Source organism: Pseudomonas guariconensis, from assembly GCF_015680235.1.
GTDB classification, from domain to species: domain Bacteria; phylum Pseudomonadota; class Gammaproteobacteria; order Pseudomonadales; family Pseudomonadaceae; genus Aquipseudomonas; species Aquipseudomonas guariconensis_A.
This window is the reverse complement of record NZ_JADLJL010000012.1, coordinates 56,501-69,431: the sequence shown is the minus strand read 5'-3', so window position 1 is coordinate 69,431 and position 12,931 is coordinate 56,501. Positions and strand designations below refer to the sequence as shown.

General features: G+C 60.0%; 7 protein-coding genes, 5 tRNA genes and 1 pseudogene. 2 read left to right on the top strand and 11 right to left on the bottom strand.

The features are described from left to right. Positions 1-54: 54 nt before the first annotated feature. The 8 genes from IRZ56_RS11110 to IRZ56_RS11075 form a co-directional block, all read right to left on the bottom strand. On the bottom strand, positions 55-1,812 hold the full coding sequence (locus IRZ56_RS11110; RefSeq protein WP_196144979.1) for a hypothetical protein: 1,758 nt from the start codon (positions 1,810-1,812) through the stop codon (positions 55-57). Beyond that, on the bottom strand, positions 1,809-4,037 hold the full coding sequence (locus tag IRZ56_RS11105) for a hypothetical protein (protein WP_196144978.1): 2,229 nt from the start codon (positions 4,035-4,037) through the stop codon (positions 1,809-1,811). The genes IRZ56_RS11110 and IRZ56_RS11105 overlap by 4 nt, the downstream gene beginning before the upstream one ends. A gap of 2 nt (positions 4,038-4,039) precedes the next feature. Then, the gene (locus IRZ56_RS11100) at positions 4,040-6,475 is read right to left on the bottom strand and encodes a hypothetical protein (protein WP_196144977.1); all 2,436 of its coding nucleotides are present in this window, start codon (positions 6,473-6,475) and stop codon (positions 4,040-4,042) included. Between the two features lie 239 nt (positions 6,476-6,714). Next, positions 6,715-6,790, bottom strand: a tRNA-Gly gene (locus IRZ56_RS11095). Positions 6,791-6,877: 87 nt separating this feature from the next. Beyond that, positions 6,878-6,953: transfer RNA gene (locus tag IRZ56_RS11090), tRNA-Gly, on the bottom strand. A 3-nt stretch (positions 6,954-6,956) separates the two neighbouring features. Beyond that, positions 6,957-7,032 (bottom strand) — tRNA-Glu (locus IRZ56_RS11085). 92 nt (positions 7,033-7,124) lie between these two features. Next, positions 7,125-7,200 (bottom strand) — tRNA-Gly (locus IRZ56_RS11080). A 2-nt stretch (positions 7,201-7,202) separates the two neighbouring features. Next, positions 7,203-7,278, bottom strand: a tRNA-Glu gene (locus IRZ56_RS11075). A 315-nt stretch (positions 7,279-7,593) separates the two neighbouring features. Here IRZ56_RS11075 and IRZ56_RS11070 point away from each other — a divergent pair. Next, the gene (locus IRZ56_RS11070) at positions 7,594-8,361 is read left to right on the top strand and encodes a hypothetical protein (protein ID WP_196144976.1); all 768 of its coding nucleotides are present in this window, start codon (positions 7,594-7,596) and stop codon (positions 8,359-8,361) included. Between the two features lie 147 nt (positions 8,362-8,508). Here IRZ56_RS11070 and IRZ56_RS11065 read toward each other — a convergent pair whose 3' ends face one another. Together IRZ56_RS11065 and IRZ56_RS11060 are read right to left on the bottom strand one after the other, a co-directional pair. Continuing rightward, positions 8,509-8,991 (bottom strand): GAF domain-containing protein, encoded by a 483-nt coding sequence (locus IRZ56_RS11065; RefSeq protein WP_196144975.1) that lies wholly within the window; start codon positions 8,989-8,991, stop codon positions 8,509-8,511. Continuing rightward, positions 8,988-9,878, bottom strand: coding sequence for an ATP-binding protein (locus tag IRZ56_RS11060; RefSeq protein ID WP_196144974.1), 891 nt, complete (start codon positions 9,876-9,878; stop codon positions 8,988-8,990). Before IRZ56_RS11060 ends, IRZ56_RS11065 begins: the two co-directional genes overlap by 4 nt. A gap of 210 nt (positions 9,879-10,088) precedes the next feature. Between IRZ56_RS11060 and IRZ56_RS11055 the strand changes: the two are divergent. Beyond that, positions 10,089-12,469: pseudogene (locus IRZ56_RS11055) on the top strand (response regulator). Here the strand turns inward: IRZ56_RS11055 and IRZ56_RS11050 are convergent. Further along, positions 12,435-12,923, bottom strand: coding sequence for a glutathione peroxidase (locus IRZ56_RS11050; protein WP_196144972.1), 489 nt, complete (start codon positions 12,921-12,923; stop codon positions 12,435-12,437). The pseudogene IRZ56_RS11055 and the gene IRZ56_RS11050 overlap by 35 nt on opposite strands. Between the last annotated feature and the right edge of the window lie 8 nt (positions 12,924-12,931).

Sequence of the window (12,931 nt, the reverse complement as noted above, 5' to 3'; positions counted from 1 at the left end):
CATCCACGGCGTGTGGATGCGGGTCAGCGATGCAACAGCGTCGCCCGGGTTGCGCTACAGCCTGCCGATCTGCAGCACGTTGTAACCTGTTGCCAGCACCACACCTTGATGCTCGATCTCACAGGTCGCCACGCAAAAGCCCGGAGCACCACTGGCCGGCGCGGTGAAGAGCCCATCCTCGCTCAGCTCACCGACGCCAAACAGCGTCCAACGCCGTTTCGCCTCCGGCATGAAGTCGGTGTCCTGCTCCTCCAGGCGCAACGACTCCAGGTACCCCACCTTTCGCCACACCTGCGGCTGGACAGTCAACAGCTGCGTCCCATTGTCCATGACGATCGAAGCCCTGCGACGGTGGTCGCTGTCGACACGCACTTGCTGAATGGCCAGCCCTTTGCGCTTGGCCGCAGCAGATGGAATGAACGCCGCTTGCTTGGTACTGTGCTGCAGTAACTGGCCGTTACGTTCGCCTAACAGCCTCCATGGATAACCCGGTCCCGCCCCGGCGATCTGGAGCTCGACCGATGCCTTGGAGGTAATGAACTCGACTTCCGGCTGCAGTTCGAAAAGCTGGACCGACACCCGTGCACGTGCCGACGCCTTGTAGAACATGCCGTCACGGTACAAGTGGGCCGTCACCACAATGACCTGCCCACCGGGCTTGAGACGCTCAACCGGCGAGAACCGGTAGCGACCTTCTTTCGCGTCGATATGCCCATACTCCCCAGCACTCGCCTCTCCCAGGCCGGTCACCGTCCAACGCGTGGCGCGGACCTCCTGGCCGTGCTGGTCGCGCAGAATGAAATAGTGGGTCTGGCCCACAGGCATCGTAAAGCGAGGTGCCTCCACGGTGAAAGACGCCCCCAGTGGCAGCAGGTCGCCGAACATGACGGTATCGAACGGCACATGCCTGGCTCGCTCGGTGAAGCCGTACGGGCTCGGCGGGTACGACAGTTTTTCTGACAGGCTGCCCTGTAGATGCGCCAGGGACCGGTCCTGGACCAAGGTCACCGGATAACGCTCGCCCCCCTGCTCATCCACGACCAGGTACGGGAAGACGTCCGTCGGCACGAGGCCATCGCTCCCCCTTGCCTTGACCTTGAAGAATGCCAAGAGCGCACCTTGCCCATGGTTGGACGCGTCGGACGCCTGCGAACCAGGCGCTGCCTGGGTATAGGCCTGCACACCGATTGGTGTCCAGGGCTCATTACCCTGGCAATCGACGCTCACCAGTCCGAACTCGCTCTGGTATTCAGGCAAATCGCCAAGCCAACGCAACAGCGCGGTGGCCAGGCGATCATCGGTCACGCCCTCATGGCCCAGGTTGCAACGTGCGTGCAAGGCATTGCGCAGATCGAGCATGATGATCTGACGGTCCCTGTAGGTGGCCACGCCCAGATCAACATCGACTTGCAAGGCAAAGCCCATGGTTTCATTGATGACGAAGTAGTGGCGCTTGTCATCGTCGCTCTGCGCTTCACGCCTGTACGACCCCGACAGGATCGGCAGGGTCACCTGCACACGCCTGCCTCCCGCCGTGGCATTGGCGAAGGACAGCGTCGGCGCGCCAAATTCGAGTGCCTGCACCTGGGTGCGGCTGTGCCCCTCATGGTCGATCGTCGCCTCGTACAGCGGCAACGAACGCAAGTCGCGCAACCGCTCCAGGTAATGGCGCTCTAGCAGGTCGTTCAAGCAACCACGGCTATAGACAGCCAACGCGCCCCAACCCAGGGTCACGTTGATTTCTTTCATCGTTTCAAGCACATGCTCGAGAGAATTGCCGGACATATTCCTTGTCTCCGAAGGGGTGTTCATGATGGTTGTGTCAGCAGCTTCTGACAGAGCTCCGGGAAGTCGGTCAACGGCCAAGGCAGAATCAGGTGGTTATAGAACCGAATGCCGGAGAATGTCGCTTCAGCGACGACCAGAACGACCCCTGCCTCATCGCCACGCGAATACCGCCCATCGACGATGGTCTTATCGGGTTCGAGTGGTAGCGACCATTGAACGTCCGGTAGCTCGTTACCACTGACAATGAACGCCAGCTCGATGGCCTGACCTTCTACGGGCGGTGTCTTGAGCACCACCTGACCAAGGGCATTACTCTTGGGCCGAACCAGTACATGAACCTTGCAGGTCTCATGGGTTCGCGGGTCCTCAACCAAAATGCTATCGATGAAGTGGTCTCCAATGACTGCTTCGGAGGCTGTGTATACACACCGTTTGCCATCCGCTTGCGGATCCAGCGAACCGCTCTTGCCCTCAACGGCATTTTCGATCGCCCATGCCAAGTCACCGCCCCTCAGTGAACCCGCGGTGAAGGTCAGCGTTTCTCCTGCCATGCAGGACTGGATCATTGGATTCACCGTGACGGCCCGGGTCACCGTCGTCACCAGTGTGGAAGCCAGCAGCTGGTTGCTCGCTATATCCCGGGCAACCACCAGTACCTTGCTCGGCTTGCCGCCCAACGCAGCGAGTGAGGCGGCCTGGTAGGTACTTACCGGACCTGTACTTGTATCCATGTACCCTGGATCATCAGCGCTGACCGGCAGGCTGATGACGTGCCAATTGACATTTCCCCGTGCCGGAACAAGCTGCAGGTCACAGGCTTCGCCAGCCAGTACCACGGCGCCGCGTGGCTCGATGACGTATTCCGTGGGCGTTGTGATCATGGCCACGTCATGCCCCTGCGTCACGGCCGAAGCCTGCAGGTGCACCCCCATGTCCTCGCCAACCTGCAACCCTTCCAGCCAGGATTCCGGCGCGTTGGACCGCAATTCTTTCGACAGCCCAGAAACGATGGCACGCTTGATGATCTGACCGATGAACTCCTCGATCTGTTCACGTTCGGCGTCGGGCATCTCGGGCAAACCATCGCCCGCGCGGACTTCATCGTTCCTCCAGCGCGAATACAACTGCCCCTGCAAGATTCTCGCTTGGTGCGACGGCGCTTCGAGCAGGTTGAACCGGTGAGCCAGGTTGAGCTGGAACGTGGCCTTGAGCGCTTTTTGCTCCCCGCCCAGGTAAGGCTTGTAGCGGAAGTCGACGGTGCACGACGATGTCCATGTCTGCTCGGCCGCCTCGCGTTCGAAGGTAACCGTCAGGCCCTTGTCTGCCGGAACCGTGAAGGTGTCACACTCGAAGGTATAGTCGGCGCTTTGGTACTTGCCGCTTGGAACAACCAGATGACCGGCCGTGGCATCCAGGCCAACCACCATGTTCTCGCTGTCGCGCCGCTCTGCGAAGGCGCCGCCCTCGAGCAGCTTCGCCAGGCCTCGGCCATAGCTGACGCGGTGCATCAGGCGAGCGCTGTTGACCACCGTAGTGACGGTCGGATCGATCCCCGGCACGGAGGCGTTCGCAGGAATCTGGCCAACCTTGCCCTGTTGGGTCGCTGCCCAGAGCAATAGATCACTGCGTTCGTCTTGCGCGTTCTTCTGCACCTGGATATCGACCTGCTTCATGGCCAGGGCACTATCGGCGTCCGCGCCCATGCTCACCAACACATAGGGTTCGTTGAGCGCTTCATTGGCTTGCATGATGCCCTGGATGAGCTCGCCGCCTTGCTTGCGCGACTGCTCGCTTTCATCCACGCCAAGCATCATGTCCTCGCCCTGGGCCACGTCCAGCGACAGGAGCGATTGGGCGACTATCGGCCCCAGCGGCAGGGAGCACTTCAGCGACATCGCATTCAGCGCATCATGTTGCGATACCGCGAGCACATTGGACGTCTCCGTTACCTTGACGTGCATGCCGCTGTCCAGCTGACAGGTGACGTTGAAACGGGTATCGCTGGGCATGTCCAGCGCTGGTTTCGACATCTGGTAGCCTGCCAGGTAATGCTCGATGAATGTATCGTCGACACGGAAAGAACCCTGGATATCGGTCAGTACCGTATTACTTTCCAGACGCCCTCGATGTTGATCTTGCAAAGCGGTATTTAGCCGATCGATGGGAACAATGGTCAATCCATCATAGCCACACAGGCCAGCGTTAGTATCCAGCCATTTGAGAAGGTCTGGGTTAATCGGGTAACTCATGTTCAACAATTCCCTTTGCAAAGCGTCGCAAGCGCAAGATTATCGGGTGTCAGTGGCAGGGGGATAATGATCATACCGGTAAAATTGACGATGCCTCCCAGCAGGTGGCTCCCGGAAATAACTGCAAACGATTCATTACCTGTATCACCGACGGTATAGATACCTTCTTTTTCAGATTTAGAGACCTTGCCCGGCCCATGGCTCAGCGCCCAATCTGCCTCAACCACTTCTCCGTTTATGCTGCCCTGCAGTCGTAGCGTGCCTGTCTCCACATCCGAATCAACTATCGAGACATTAAGCTCTAAAGCCTTTGTCTTTGTAATGATAACGCCTGTGCACTTTTCATTCGTTACGGTGTCCTCGACTTCGATCGTATCGAACAGATACGCGTTCTTATCGTCATTACCTGCGACATAGATGACCTCGGGCGCATTGACGCCAGGCGCCTTGATGCGACCATGTGGATTTTCATTCTTGATACGCCAGATACGCTCAACCATAGAGCCCAGCCCACTCGCTTCCAGCCTGACCTCGTCGTCAGGCAAGGCCGTCACTACCAACGGGCTCAGCATCAAGCGCTGGCGTACCACGGTCACCAATGCCGAACTCTCGGCGCCGCTCGACTTGGCGATGACCCGCGCTCGAATGAATGGGCCATCGAGGTCTTCTACCGCAGGCGCCGTGTATTCTCCTGTTTGCGGATCGACATGCCCACAGCCCTTGGGCTCTACACTCCATTGCACGTCATTTCTGACGGGAATGGTCGAGAACTTTTTCGTGCTGCCTGCAAAGAGCACCGGCTCCAGGTCGTCGACGACGAAGCTCGTGAGGGTGGGGCTGACCTTGCCGAAGGCCACGGCATCCAAAGGAAGGTGGGTGCGATCGGCGACGATCGCGTTGTTGAAGTTGTAATCCAGCGTTTCTTTGATCAGGGCCTGGGTGGGGGCCATCAGAGGAAAATCCTTTTTCAAGGCTTTTTCGAGGTATCCGCGTAGGCTAATATTCCCGCGTATCTCCTCTAGTGTTGCGGCAAGAATGGCGGCAATGGGCGCAAAAATCGCCAATAGTAGAGCCTCTAGGATCGCCTTAAAAAAATCCTCCCAACCGCTAAAGACTTGCTGGCTTGAGAGGTCCTCAAAAAAATCCGGCGCACGGATAGTTTCGAAAGTGAAGGATGTACTCCTCAACTGCCCGCCACCCTCACCTTCCAGCACATAGCTGCCGCGAACGCTATATTCATAATTAGCACTTTTCACACCCCATAACGGATCGAATACATCCGGAAAGGCTTCCAATAAAGATTTAAATATTTCATCTTCACAGGTTACACTGTGTAGCTCACCTTTGAGCTCCCCTTTGAGCGTGCAGGAGAATTCTACTTTTTTACCGGATGAATCAACGTGCACCTCCAAATTATCGGCAAGATCACACTCACCCTTATAGACTTCAAATAAGGCGTCCAGCCCCTCCCAACTGTCGGATATATCAGTCAATTCAATAACTTCCCCCGTCACGGGCAATTGCCCCGCCGTCATGCGGGCCCCCGTGAAAACTCGTCTTCCGTTCTGCTCGGTATACTTCAAGTCAAATGTCGCCCCAGGTGCCATCTCACGCAGACCCTGAAGCATTTGCGAAATAGCCAAGCGCCCACTGGTAATCGAGACAGCAGCGGAATAGTCCTTCCCGGCATCATGGGGAATCAGATATTTGAATGTATCGTTCGAGGTTGGGAACGAACCGTCTTCATCACCTTCCAATCGGATGAAGCTGACCAATGCACCGTCACCGTCAGTGGTCTTTGGATCACGAGGCTGGGTACGCAAGAGAAACTTATCCGGCCGCATGGCCTCGTTACTGCCTTCCTTGATCTTACCAAGACCATAAATGCGCTTGCTTTTATCCAAGCCTTCGAACATCTCCCCGAAGAACGCGCCCACGTCGCGCTGCTCAATTTCTGGACCGACAAGGCCGAACGAAAAATTCGAACTCTTCTGGAGATCCAAGAAAAGCTCTCCACCTTCCTTCACGCCGCCCGGCACATCAGAAAGGTTGAGATCCATTTCCAGCTCTGGGCTCAGTTGCGGTCCATACTGATCGATGCGTCGTACTTGCCACTCCCCCCTGTTTTCCAAACGGATCCGCTTGCCGCTCACCATCGCCATACGCAGCTTCGCCTTGGAGTTACTCAGGGAGGCGTTTTCAAACGACAGCCGAGGCACATCCAGTACCGCGTTCTCCATGATGTTCTTCCAGCCATCAGAGATCACCTCACCGGATTGTGCCGGCAGGTAGGAACCCTCAGCGAAATGCCTGATATATTCCTGCGTCAGCAGACGATTGGCCTTCGCGCGATCCATGACCGCGATCATGCCCCAATTAAACATCCTGCTTCTTTCTTTCAACCATGCTACGAGTTCATTCTCCGAATGACCGCTCATAAAGCCCTCTCCGTACATTAAGTGTCTTTGATTTTTCGAAACCGGCAGCGAACAGTGGCGTTCGTTCGAAGCCACTGTTCGGCACGACTATTTCGTCACAAGACACAGGTCACGGAGAACTGGCTGAGTTACTAGGTCAATCAAACCCAGTGGGCGGGATGTCGCGGGGAATATCGGTGAAATGCGAGAAAAAAAGCATAAAAAAAAACGCCCTCTCGAATGAGAGGGCGTTTTCGATTTGGAGCGGGAAACGAGACTCGAACTCGCGACCCCGACCTTGGCAAGGTCGTGCTCTACCAACTGAGCTATTCCCGCATATTTGAAGCAAACCGCTTTTTGGCCTGAAGCGCTTTGAGCCACCTTCACTGCCACCGCACCGTCATGGACGCTGCCGCTTTGAATTGGAGCGGGAAACGAGACTCGAACTCGCGACCCCGACCTTGGCAAGGTCGTGCTCTACCAACTGAGCTATTCCCGCAAATGGCGTCCCCTAGGGGACTCGAACCCCTGTTACCGCCGTGAAAGGGCGGTGTCCTAGGCCACTAGACGAAGGGGACATACCCAACGCTTTTCAGCGCACCAGATCATGAACCTTGCGATTCAGCCTGGATTTCTTTCCCGCCCTGCCAATAAGCAGCGCCGGAGAAACTGGAGCGGGAAACGAGACTCGAACTCGCGACCCCGACCTTGGCAAGGTCGTGCTCTACCAACTGAGCTATTCCCGCATTGGCGTCCCCTAGGGGACTCGAACCCCTGTTACCGCCGTGAAAGGGCGGTGTCCTAGGCCACTAGACGAAGGGGACACACACTACAACTTTTCACTCCCTGCTGCGTTTCGCGGTGCGCTTTACGCTGCAAGTGGCGCGCATTCTATGGATGCCTTGGAAGGCCGTCAACCCCTTTGTGGAAATTTATTTAAATCAATGACTTCCGTCTCTATGGAGGCCGCCATGCGCTGTGCCCGAAAGCTGACGTTGCTTTTTTGACAGGCAGCCGGCAAGCTCATGGCAAAGCGCCAGTAGGAAAAATCCCAAGACCGCCGGACGGGCTATCCGGCATAAGTCGAATTCTCCTACACTCAATACGGAAAACTACTCTTTATCAACGAGGCGTTAACGGTGACACCACTCCTGATCACCCTGCTCATCGTCGCAGGCATCGCATTACTGATCGTGATCGGTTATCTGAACAATGTCGTGGAAAACGCCAAGCTGGAACGCGCACGACTGAAGATCGAGCTGGCCGAACGCCTGCGCCGCTGCGGCGAAATCACCGAGACCTTTCCCCGGCAATTGATGAGCCCGGCGCTCAAGCTGCTGCTCACGCGCCTGGAGCTCAACCTCAACCAGCGCCAACTGGCACTGGACAAGCAAAACAGCGAGATCAAGACGCGTATCAGTGCCCTGGAAGGTCTGATCGCCCAAGGCGAGAGCTTGCCGATCGACAACCCGCCCAGCCCGATCCAGACCGAGGCCAAGGCCAAGGAAGTGCGCTACCTGCTCGAGGCGCTGCACAACCAGATCGTGCGCGCCACCCAGGAGGGCTTCCTACAGACCAACGAAGGCAAGTATTGGGTCAAGGAAATCCGCCATCTGCTGGTGCTGTTGCACATCGAGTTCTTCAACAACCTGGGCCAGCAGGCCCTGCAGCAGAACCAGCCGGGCCAGGCGCGGCTGGCGTTCGAGCGTGGCGTGCAATACCTGCGTAAGCAGCAGGATCCCAAGCAGTACGAAGAGCAGCGGGTCTACCTGGAAAAACTGCTGGCCCGGGCCAATGCCCTGGTGCAGGACCAAATGGAGCCTGCCGAGAACGACGAAAACGAACTGACCCAGGGGCTCAAGACCGACGACGACGAGACCTGGAAGAAAAAAGCCGTTTACGACTGAACAGCATTCCATTTCCGTGACGCAATCGCCGGCAAGCCGGCTCCCACAGGGCAGCGCAAATTCTGGAACTGCGCGGCCCCGGTGGGAGCCGGCTTGCCGGCGATTGACCCACCCTGACAACCCAGGCTCAGGCCCTTTGCAGCCCCTTCAGCAGTCGGTCAGTTCCAAGAAGATCGCCGCCAGGCGCTCCAGCCCCACCCGGTCCGCTTCGCTGAAGCGCGCAAGCCTGGGGCTGTCCAGGTCCAGCACACCAATCAACCGCCCTTGCTTGACCAAAGGAATCACCAGCTCGCTGTTGGACGCGCTGTCGCAGGCGATATGCCCAGGGAAGGCATGCACGTCCTCGACCCGCTGGGTCTGCCGGGTGGCCGCCGCGGCGCCACACACGCCTTTGCCGAAGGGAATGCGCACGCAGGCCACCTGGCCCTGGAACGGGCCCAGCACCAGTTGCTCGTCACGACTGAGGTAAAAACCCGCCCAGTTCAAATCCTCCACCTGGTGATAGAGGAAGGCAGAAAACTGCGCGGCGTTGGCGATGAAATCACGCTCGTCGGCGAACAGCGCCTGCACTTGCGCGGCCAGCAGGTCATAGCCATCGAGGCCGTTGCCACTGGCATTGAGGTCGATCATTGTTTTTGCTCCAGCAATTGCAGCCCGACCCAATAGCGGGCGAACTGATAGGCACACCGGCCATTACGGTTGCCGCGGCCGGTGGCCCAGCGCACGGCGAGAATGTCCAACTGCTCGTCACGCTGCCAGCGCAGGCCGGCAGCAGCGGCCAGCTGGCCGATCCAGTGTTCGACCACATCGAGGAAGTGGTCCTGGGTAAAGGGGTAGAACGACAGCCACAGGCCGAAACGGTCCGAGAGGGCGATCTTGTCCTCCACCGCCTCGCTGGGGTGCAGCTCGCCATCGACGCGCTTCCAGTGCTCGTTGTCGCTTTCCTTTTCCGGCACCAGGTGACGGCGGTTGGAGGTGGCATACAGCAGCACGTTGTCCGGCGCCTGCTCCAGCGAGCCGTCGAGTACGCTCTTGAGCACCCGGTAGTCGCCCTCCCCTGCTTCGAACGACAAGTCGTCGCAGAACAGGATGAAGCGCTGCTCGCAGGCTTGCAGCTGCTCGACCACCCGCGGCAGGTCGGCCAGGTGGTCGCGCTCGATCTCGATCAGGCGCAGGCCCTGGCCAGCGTGTTCGGCCAGCAGCGCACGCACCAGCGACGACTTGCCGGTGCCGCGCGAGCCCCACAGCAAGGCGTGGTTGGCGGGCAGGCCCTGGATGAACTGGTGGGTGTTGCGGCCCAATTGCTCACGCTGCTGGTCGACGCCGATCAGGTCGCTCAGGCGGATATCGAGGCTGACCTGCAACGGCAGCAGGTAGCCGCTGCGGCCATCGCGCTGCCAGCGCGCGGCCAGCGTGGTCGACCAGTCGATGTCCGGGCGCGGTGCCGGCAACAGGGGTTCGAGGCGCGCGAGCACGGACTCGGCGCGGTCGAGAAAAGCGGTCAAGCGGGCGTCCATTGGAGCTCCTGGGTGTCAGTAGGGGCCGCTGCGCGGCCCATCGCGGGGCAAGCCCGCTCCCACAAGAAGGCGGCACCACCAAAAGGAAGGTGCCTCACCGGACCTGTGGGAGCGGGCTTGCCCCGCGATGGGCCGCACGGCAGCCCAAAAATAGCGGCCAACCTGAAAATGAACAGACAGACCTGGCAGCAGCCTAAGGTGTCTCGGGCTATGCTTGCGCAGCGCAGGGGCGCGAAACCGGCTCGGGACTCATGGATATCAAGTTCACCAATCGCCTGTCATACAAGCAAGCCCGCTTGACAGTCCTGGTCGGCTGCGTACTGGGTACCTTGCTCAGCCTCGTCCAGATCGGTATCGATTATGCCAGCGAAGACGCGTCCATCAACCGCGAAATTCAGGCCTTGCTGCAGATCACCCATGACCCGGTCTCACGCATTTCCTACAACATCGACGCGGAGCTGGCCAAGGAATTGACCGGTGGCCTGTTGCAATCGCCGGCAGTGACCCGCGCACGCCTGGTCGATAACAACGACTCGGTGCTGGCCGACTCCCAGCGTCCACGCTTGGAGGACCGCTACCGCCCCTTGAGCGATTTTCTGTTCGGCGAGCAGCGCCAGTTCCAGGAACGCTTGTTCCTGCCGCACATGCCCAACGACTACCAGGGCACCCTGTACCTGGAAGTCGATACCTACGCCTTCGGCAGCCGCTTCCTCGACCGCGCCGGGGTCACCCTGGTCAATGGGTTCGCCCGCAGCCTGGTGCTGACCGGCATCCTTCTGGGGCTGTTCTACCTGATGCTGACCAAACCCCTGGTCAGGGTCATCGCAGCCCTGAGCAGCAGCGACCCGCGCCACCCGCAGCCGGGCCGCCTGGAATGCCCGCCCGGCCATGAACAGGACGAGATCGGCGTGCTGGTGAAGGTGACCAACCAGCAGCTCGTCAGCATGGCCGCGGAAATCCAGCAACGGCGCAACGCCGAGAACCGCCTGACCCAGTACCTGAACGAACTGGAGGACATCGTCTCGGCCCGCACCAACGAACTGAAGGCCAGCAACGACCGCCTGAGCCAGTCCAACCAGGAACTGGAACTGGCGCGCCAACGGGCGCTGGACATGGCCCAGACACGGTCCGCCTTCCTGGCCAACATGAGCCACGAGATCCGCACGCCGCTCAACGGCATGCTCGGCATGATCGCCTTGGCCCTGGACAGCCCGCTGGCAGCCGAACAACACCAGCAGCTGTCGATCGCCCACGACTCGGGCAAGGTGCTTGTAGAATTGCTCAACGACATCCTCGATTTGTCCAAGTTCGATGCCGGCCAGCTGGAGCTCGAACGCATCCCGTTCGACATGGGGGCGATGGTCGAGGACACCGCCAACCTGCTGTCGCAGAATGCCGCGGCCAACGTCGAGCTGACCTGCCTGGTCAGCCCAGGCTTCCCGAGTTCAGTCGTGGGTGACCCGACCCGGGTACGGCAGATCGTTAGCAACCTGTTGTCCAACGCCCTCAAGTTCACCCGTTTCGGTCGTGTCGATGTGCGCCTGGCGCCCATCGTCGGCGGCGTGCGGCTGGAGGTCTGCGACACCGGCATCGGTATCCCGGAGCAAGCCCAGGCTCGGATCTTCCAGCCTTTCACGCAGGCCGGCGCCGGCATCACCCGCCAGTACGGCGGTACCGGCCTGGGCCTGGCCTTGACGCGCAACCTGTGCAAGGCCATGCAAGGTCACCTGCATATCCAGTCCGAGGCCGGCTTCGGCAGCCGTTTCAGCGCCGAGCTGCCGCTGCTCGTGCACACCGAAGCGATCCCGCCCGCGCCGCTGACCGGGCGCGTGGTGGCCCTGAGCAATGCCGGCAGCGGCCTGGCCGAGCTGCTGCAAGGCCTGCTGCCCGGCTGGGGCCTGGCCTACCAACGGCTGGACGAGGTGGCCCAGGTCGCCGATGCCGCGCCCGACCTGTTGATCACCGATGACCTCGAGCACCTGTTCGCCTTGCGGCCGGGGCTGAAGGCACCGATCCTGCTGGTGACGGCCTACGGCAATTTCCTGACCGGTGACGAAGCCACGCAACTGGCGCCCTTGCTGCAACTGGCCCGCCCGCTGGCACGCAATGCCCTGTACCAGGTCCTGCGCCGTGCACTGCTAGGTGACGAGCCCGACGCGCCCCCCTCCCACGAGCAGGCCCAACCCAGGCAGCGGCGGGCACGCGTGCTGCTGGTGGAGGACAATCCGGTCAACCAACTGGTGGCCAAGGGCATGCTGTTAAAACTCGGCTGCGAGGTGCTGCTGGCCACCCAGGGCCTCGAGGCCCTGGAGCAGTTGGAGCACGAAGCGGTGGACATGGTGCTGATGGACTGCAACATGCCCGTGATGGATGGCTACGAAGCCACCCGGCGCATCCGCCAGGACGGGCGCTGGTCAGCCTTGCCGATCGTCGCCTTGACCGCCAATGCCATGCCCGAGGAGCGCGAGCGCTGCCGCGCAGCAGGCATGAACGACTACCTGGCCAAGCCGTTTCGCCGTGAGGAATTGCTGGCGCTGGTCGAGCACTGGGTGCCGTTCAGCGATCAAGCAGCGCCTCGATCGGCGCCTTGAGTGCGTCGGGCTTGGTGCTGGGAGAAAAGCGGGTGACCTTGCCGCTGGCCGGGTCGACCAGGAACTTGGTGAAATTCCACTTGATCCGTTGCGTGCCGAGGATGCCCGGCGCACGCTTTTTCAATTCGACGAACAATGGGTGGGCGCCTGGGCCGTTGACCTCGACCTTGCGAAACAGCGGGAAGCTCACGCCGAAGTTGCGCTCGCAGAATTGTGCGATCTCCCGCGCCTCGCCCGGTTCCTGCTTGCCGAACTGGTTGCAGGGAAAGCCCAGCACCACCAGGCCTTGGGCCCTGTAGTCCTGCCAGAGCTGCTCCAGGCCCTTGTATTGGGGCGTGAAACCGCATTGGCTGGCGGTATTGACCACCAACAGCGCCTTGCCGGGAAAGTCGCCCAGCACTTTGTGCTCGCCACCGAGGGTGACGCAGCGGATATCGCTCAGCGAATCGGCCATCGCAGGTC

What these genes read in the sequence shown, in the direction of transcription:
- IRZ56_RS11110 (WP_196144979.1), bottom strand. Translation starts at nt 1,812, where the DNA reads ATGAACACCCCTTCGGAGACAAGGAATATGTCCGGCAATTCTCTCGAG.
- IRZ56_RS11105 (WP_196144978.1), bottom strand. Translation starts at nt 4,037, where the DNA reads ATGAGTTACCCGATTAACCCAGACCTTCTCAAATGGCTGGATACTAAC.
- IRZ56_RS11100 (WP_196144977.1), bottom strand. Translation starts at nt 6,475, where the DNA reads ATGAGCGGTCATTCGGAGAATGAACTCGTAGCATGGTTGAAAGAAAGA.
- IRZ56_RS11065 (WP_196144975.1), bottom strand. Translation starts at nt 8,991, where the DNA reads ATGATCGACCTCAATGCCAGTGGCAACGGCCTCGATGGCTATGACCTG.
- IRZ56_RS11060 (WP_196144974.1), bottom strand. Translation starts at nt 9,878, where the DNA reads ATGGACGCCCGCTTGACCGCTTTTCTCGACCGCGCCGAGTCCGTGCTC.
- IRZ56_RS11050 (WP_196144972.1), bottom strand. Translation starts at nt 12,923, where the DNA reads ATGGCCGATTCGCTGAGCGATATCCGCTGCGTCACCCTCGGTGGCGAG.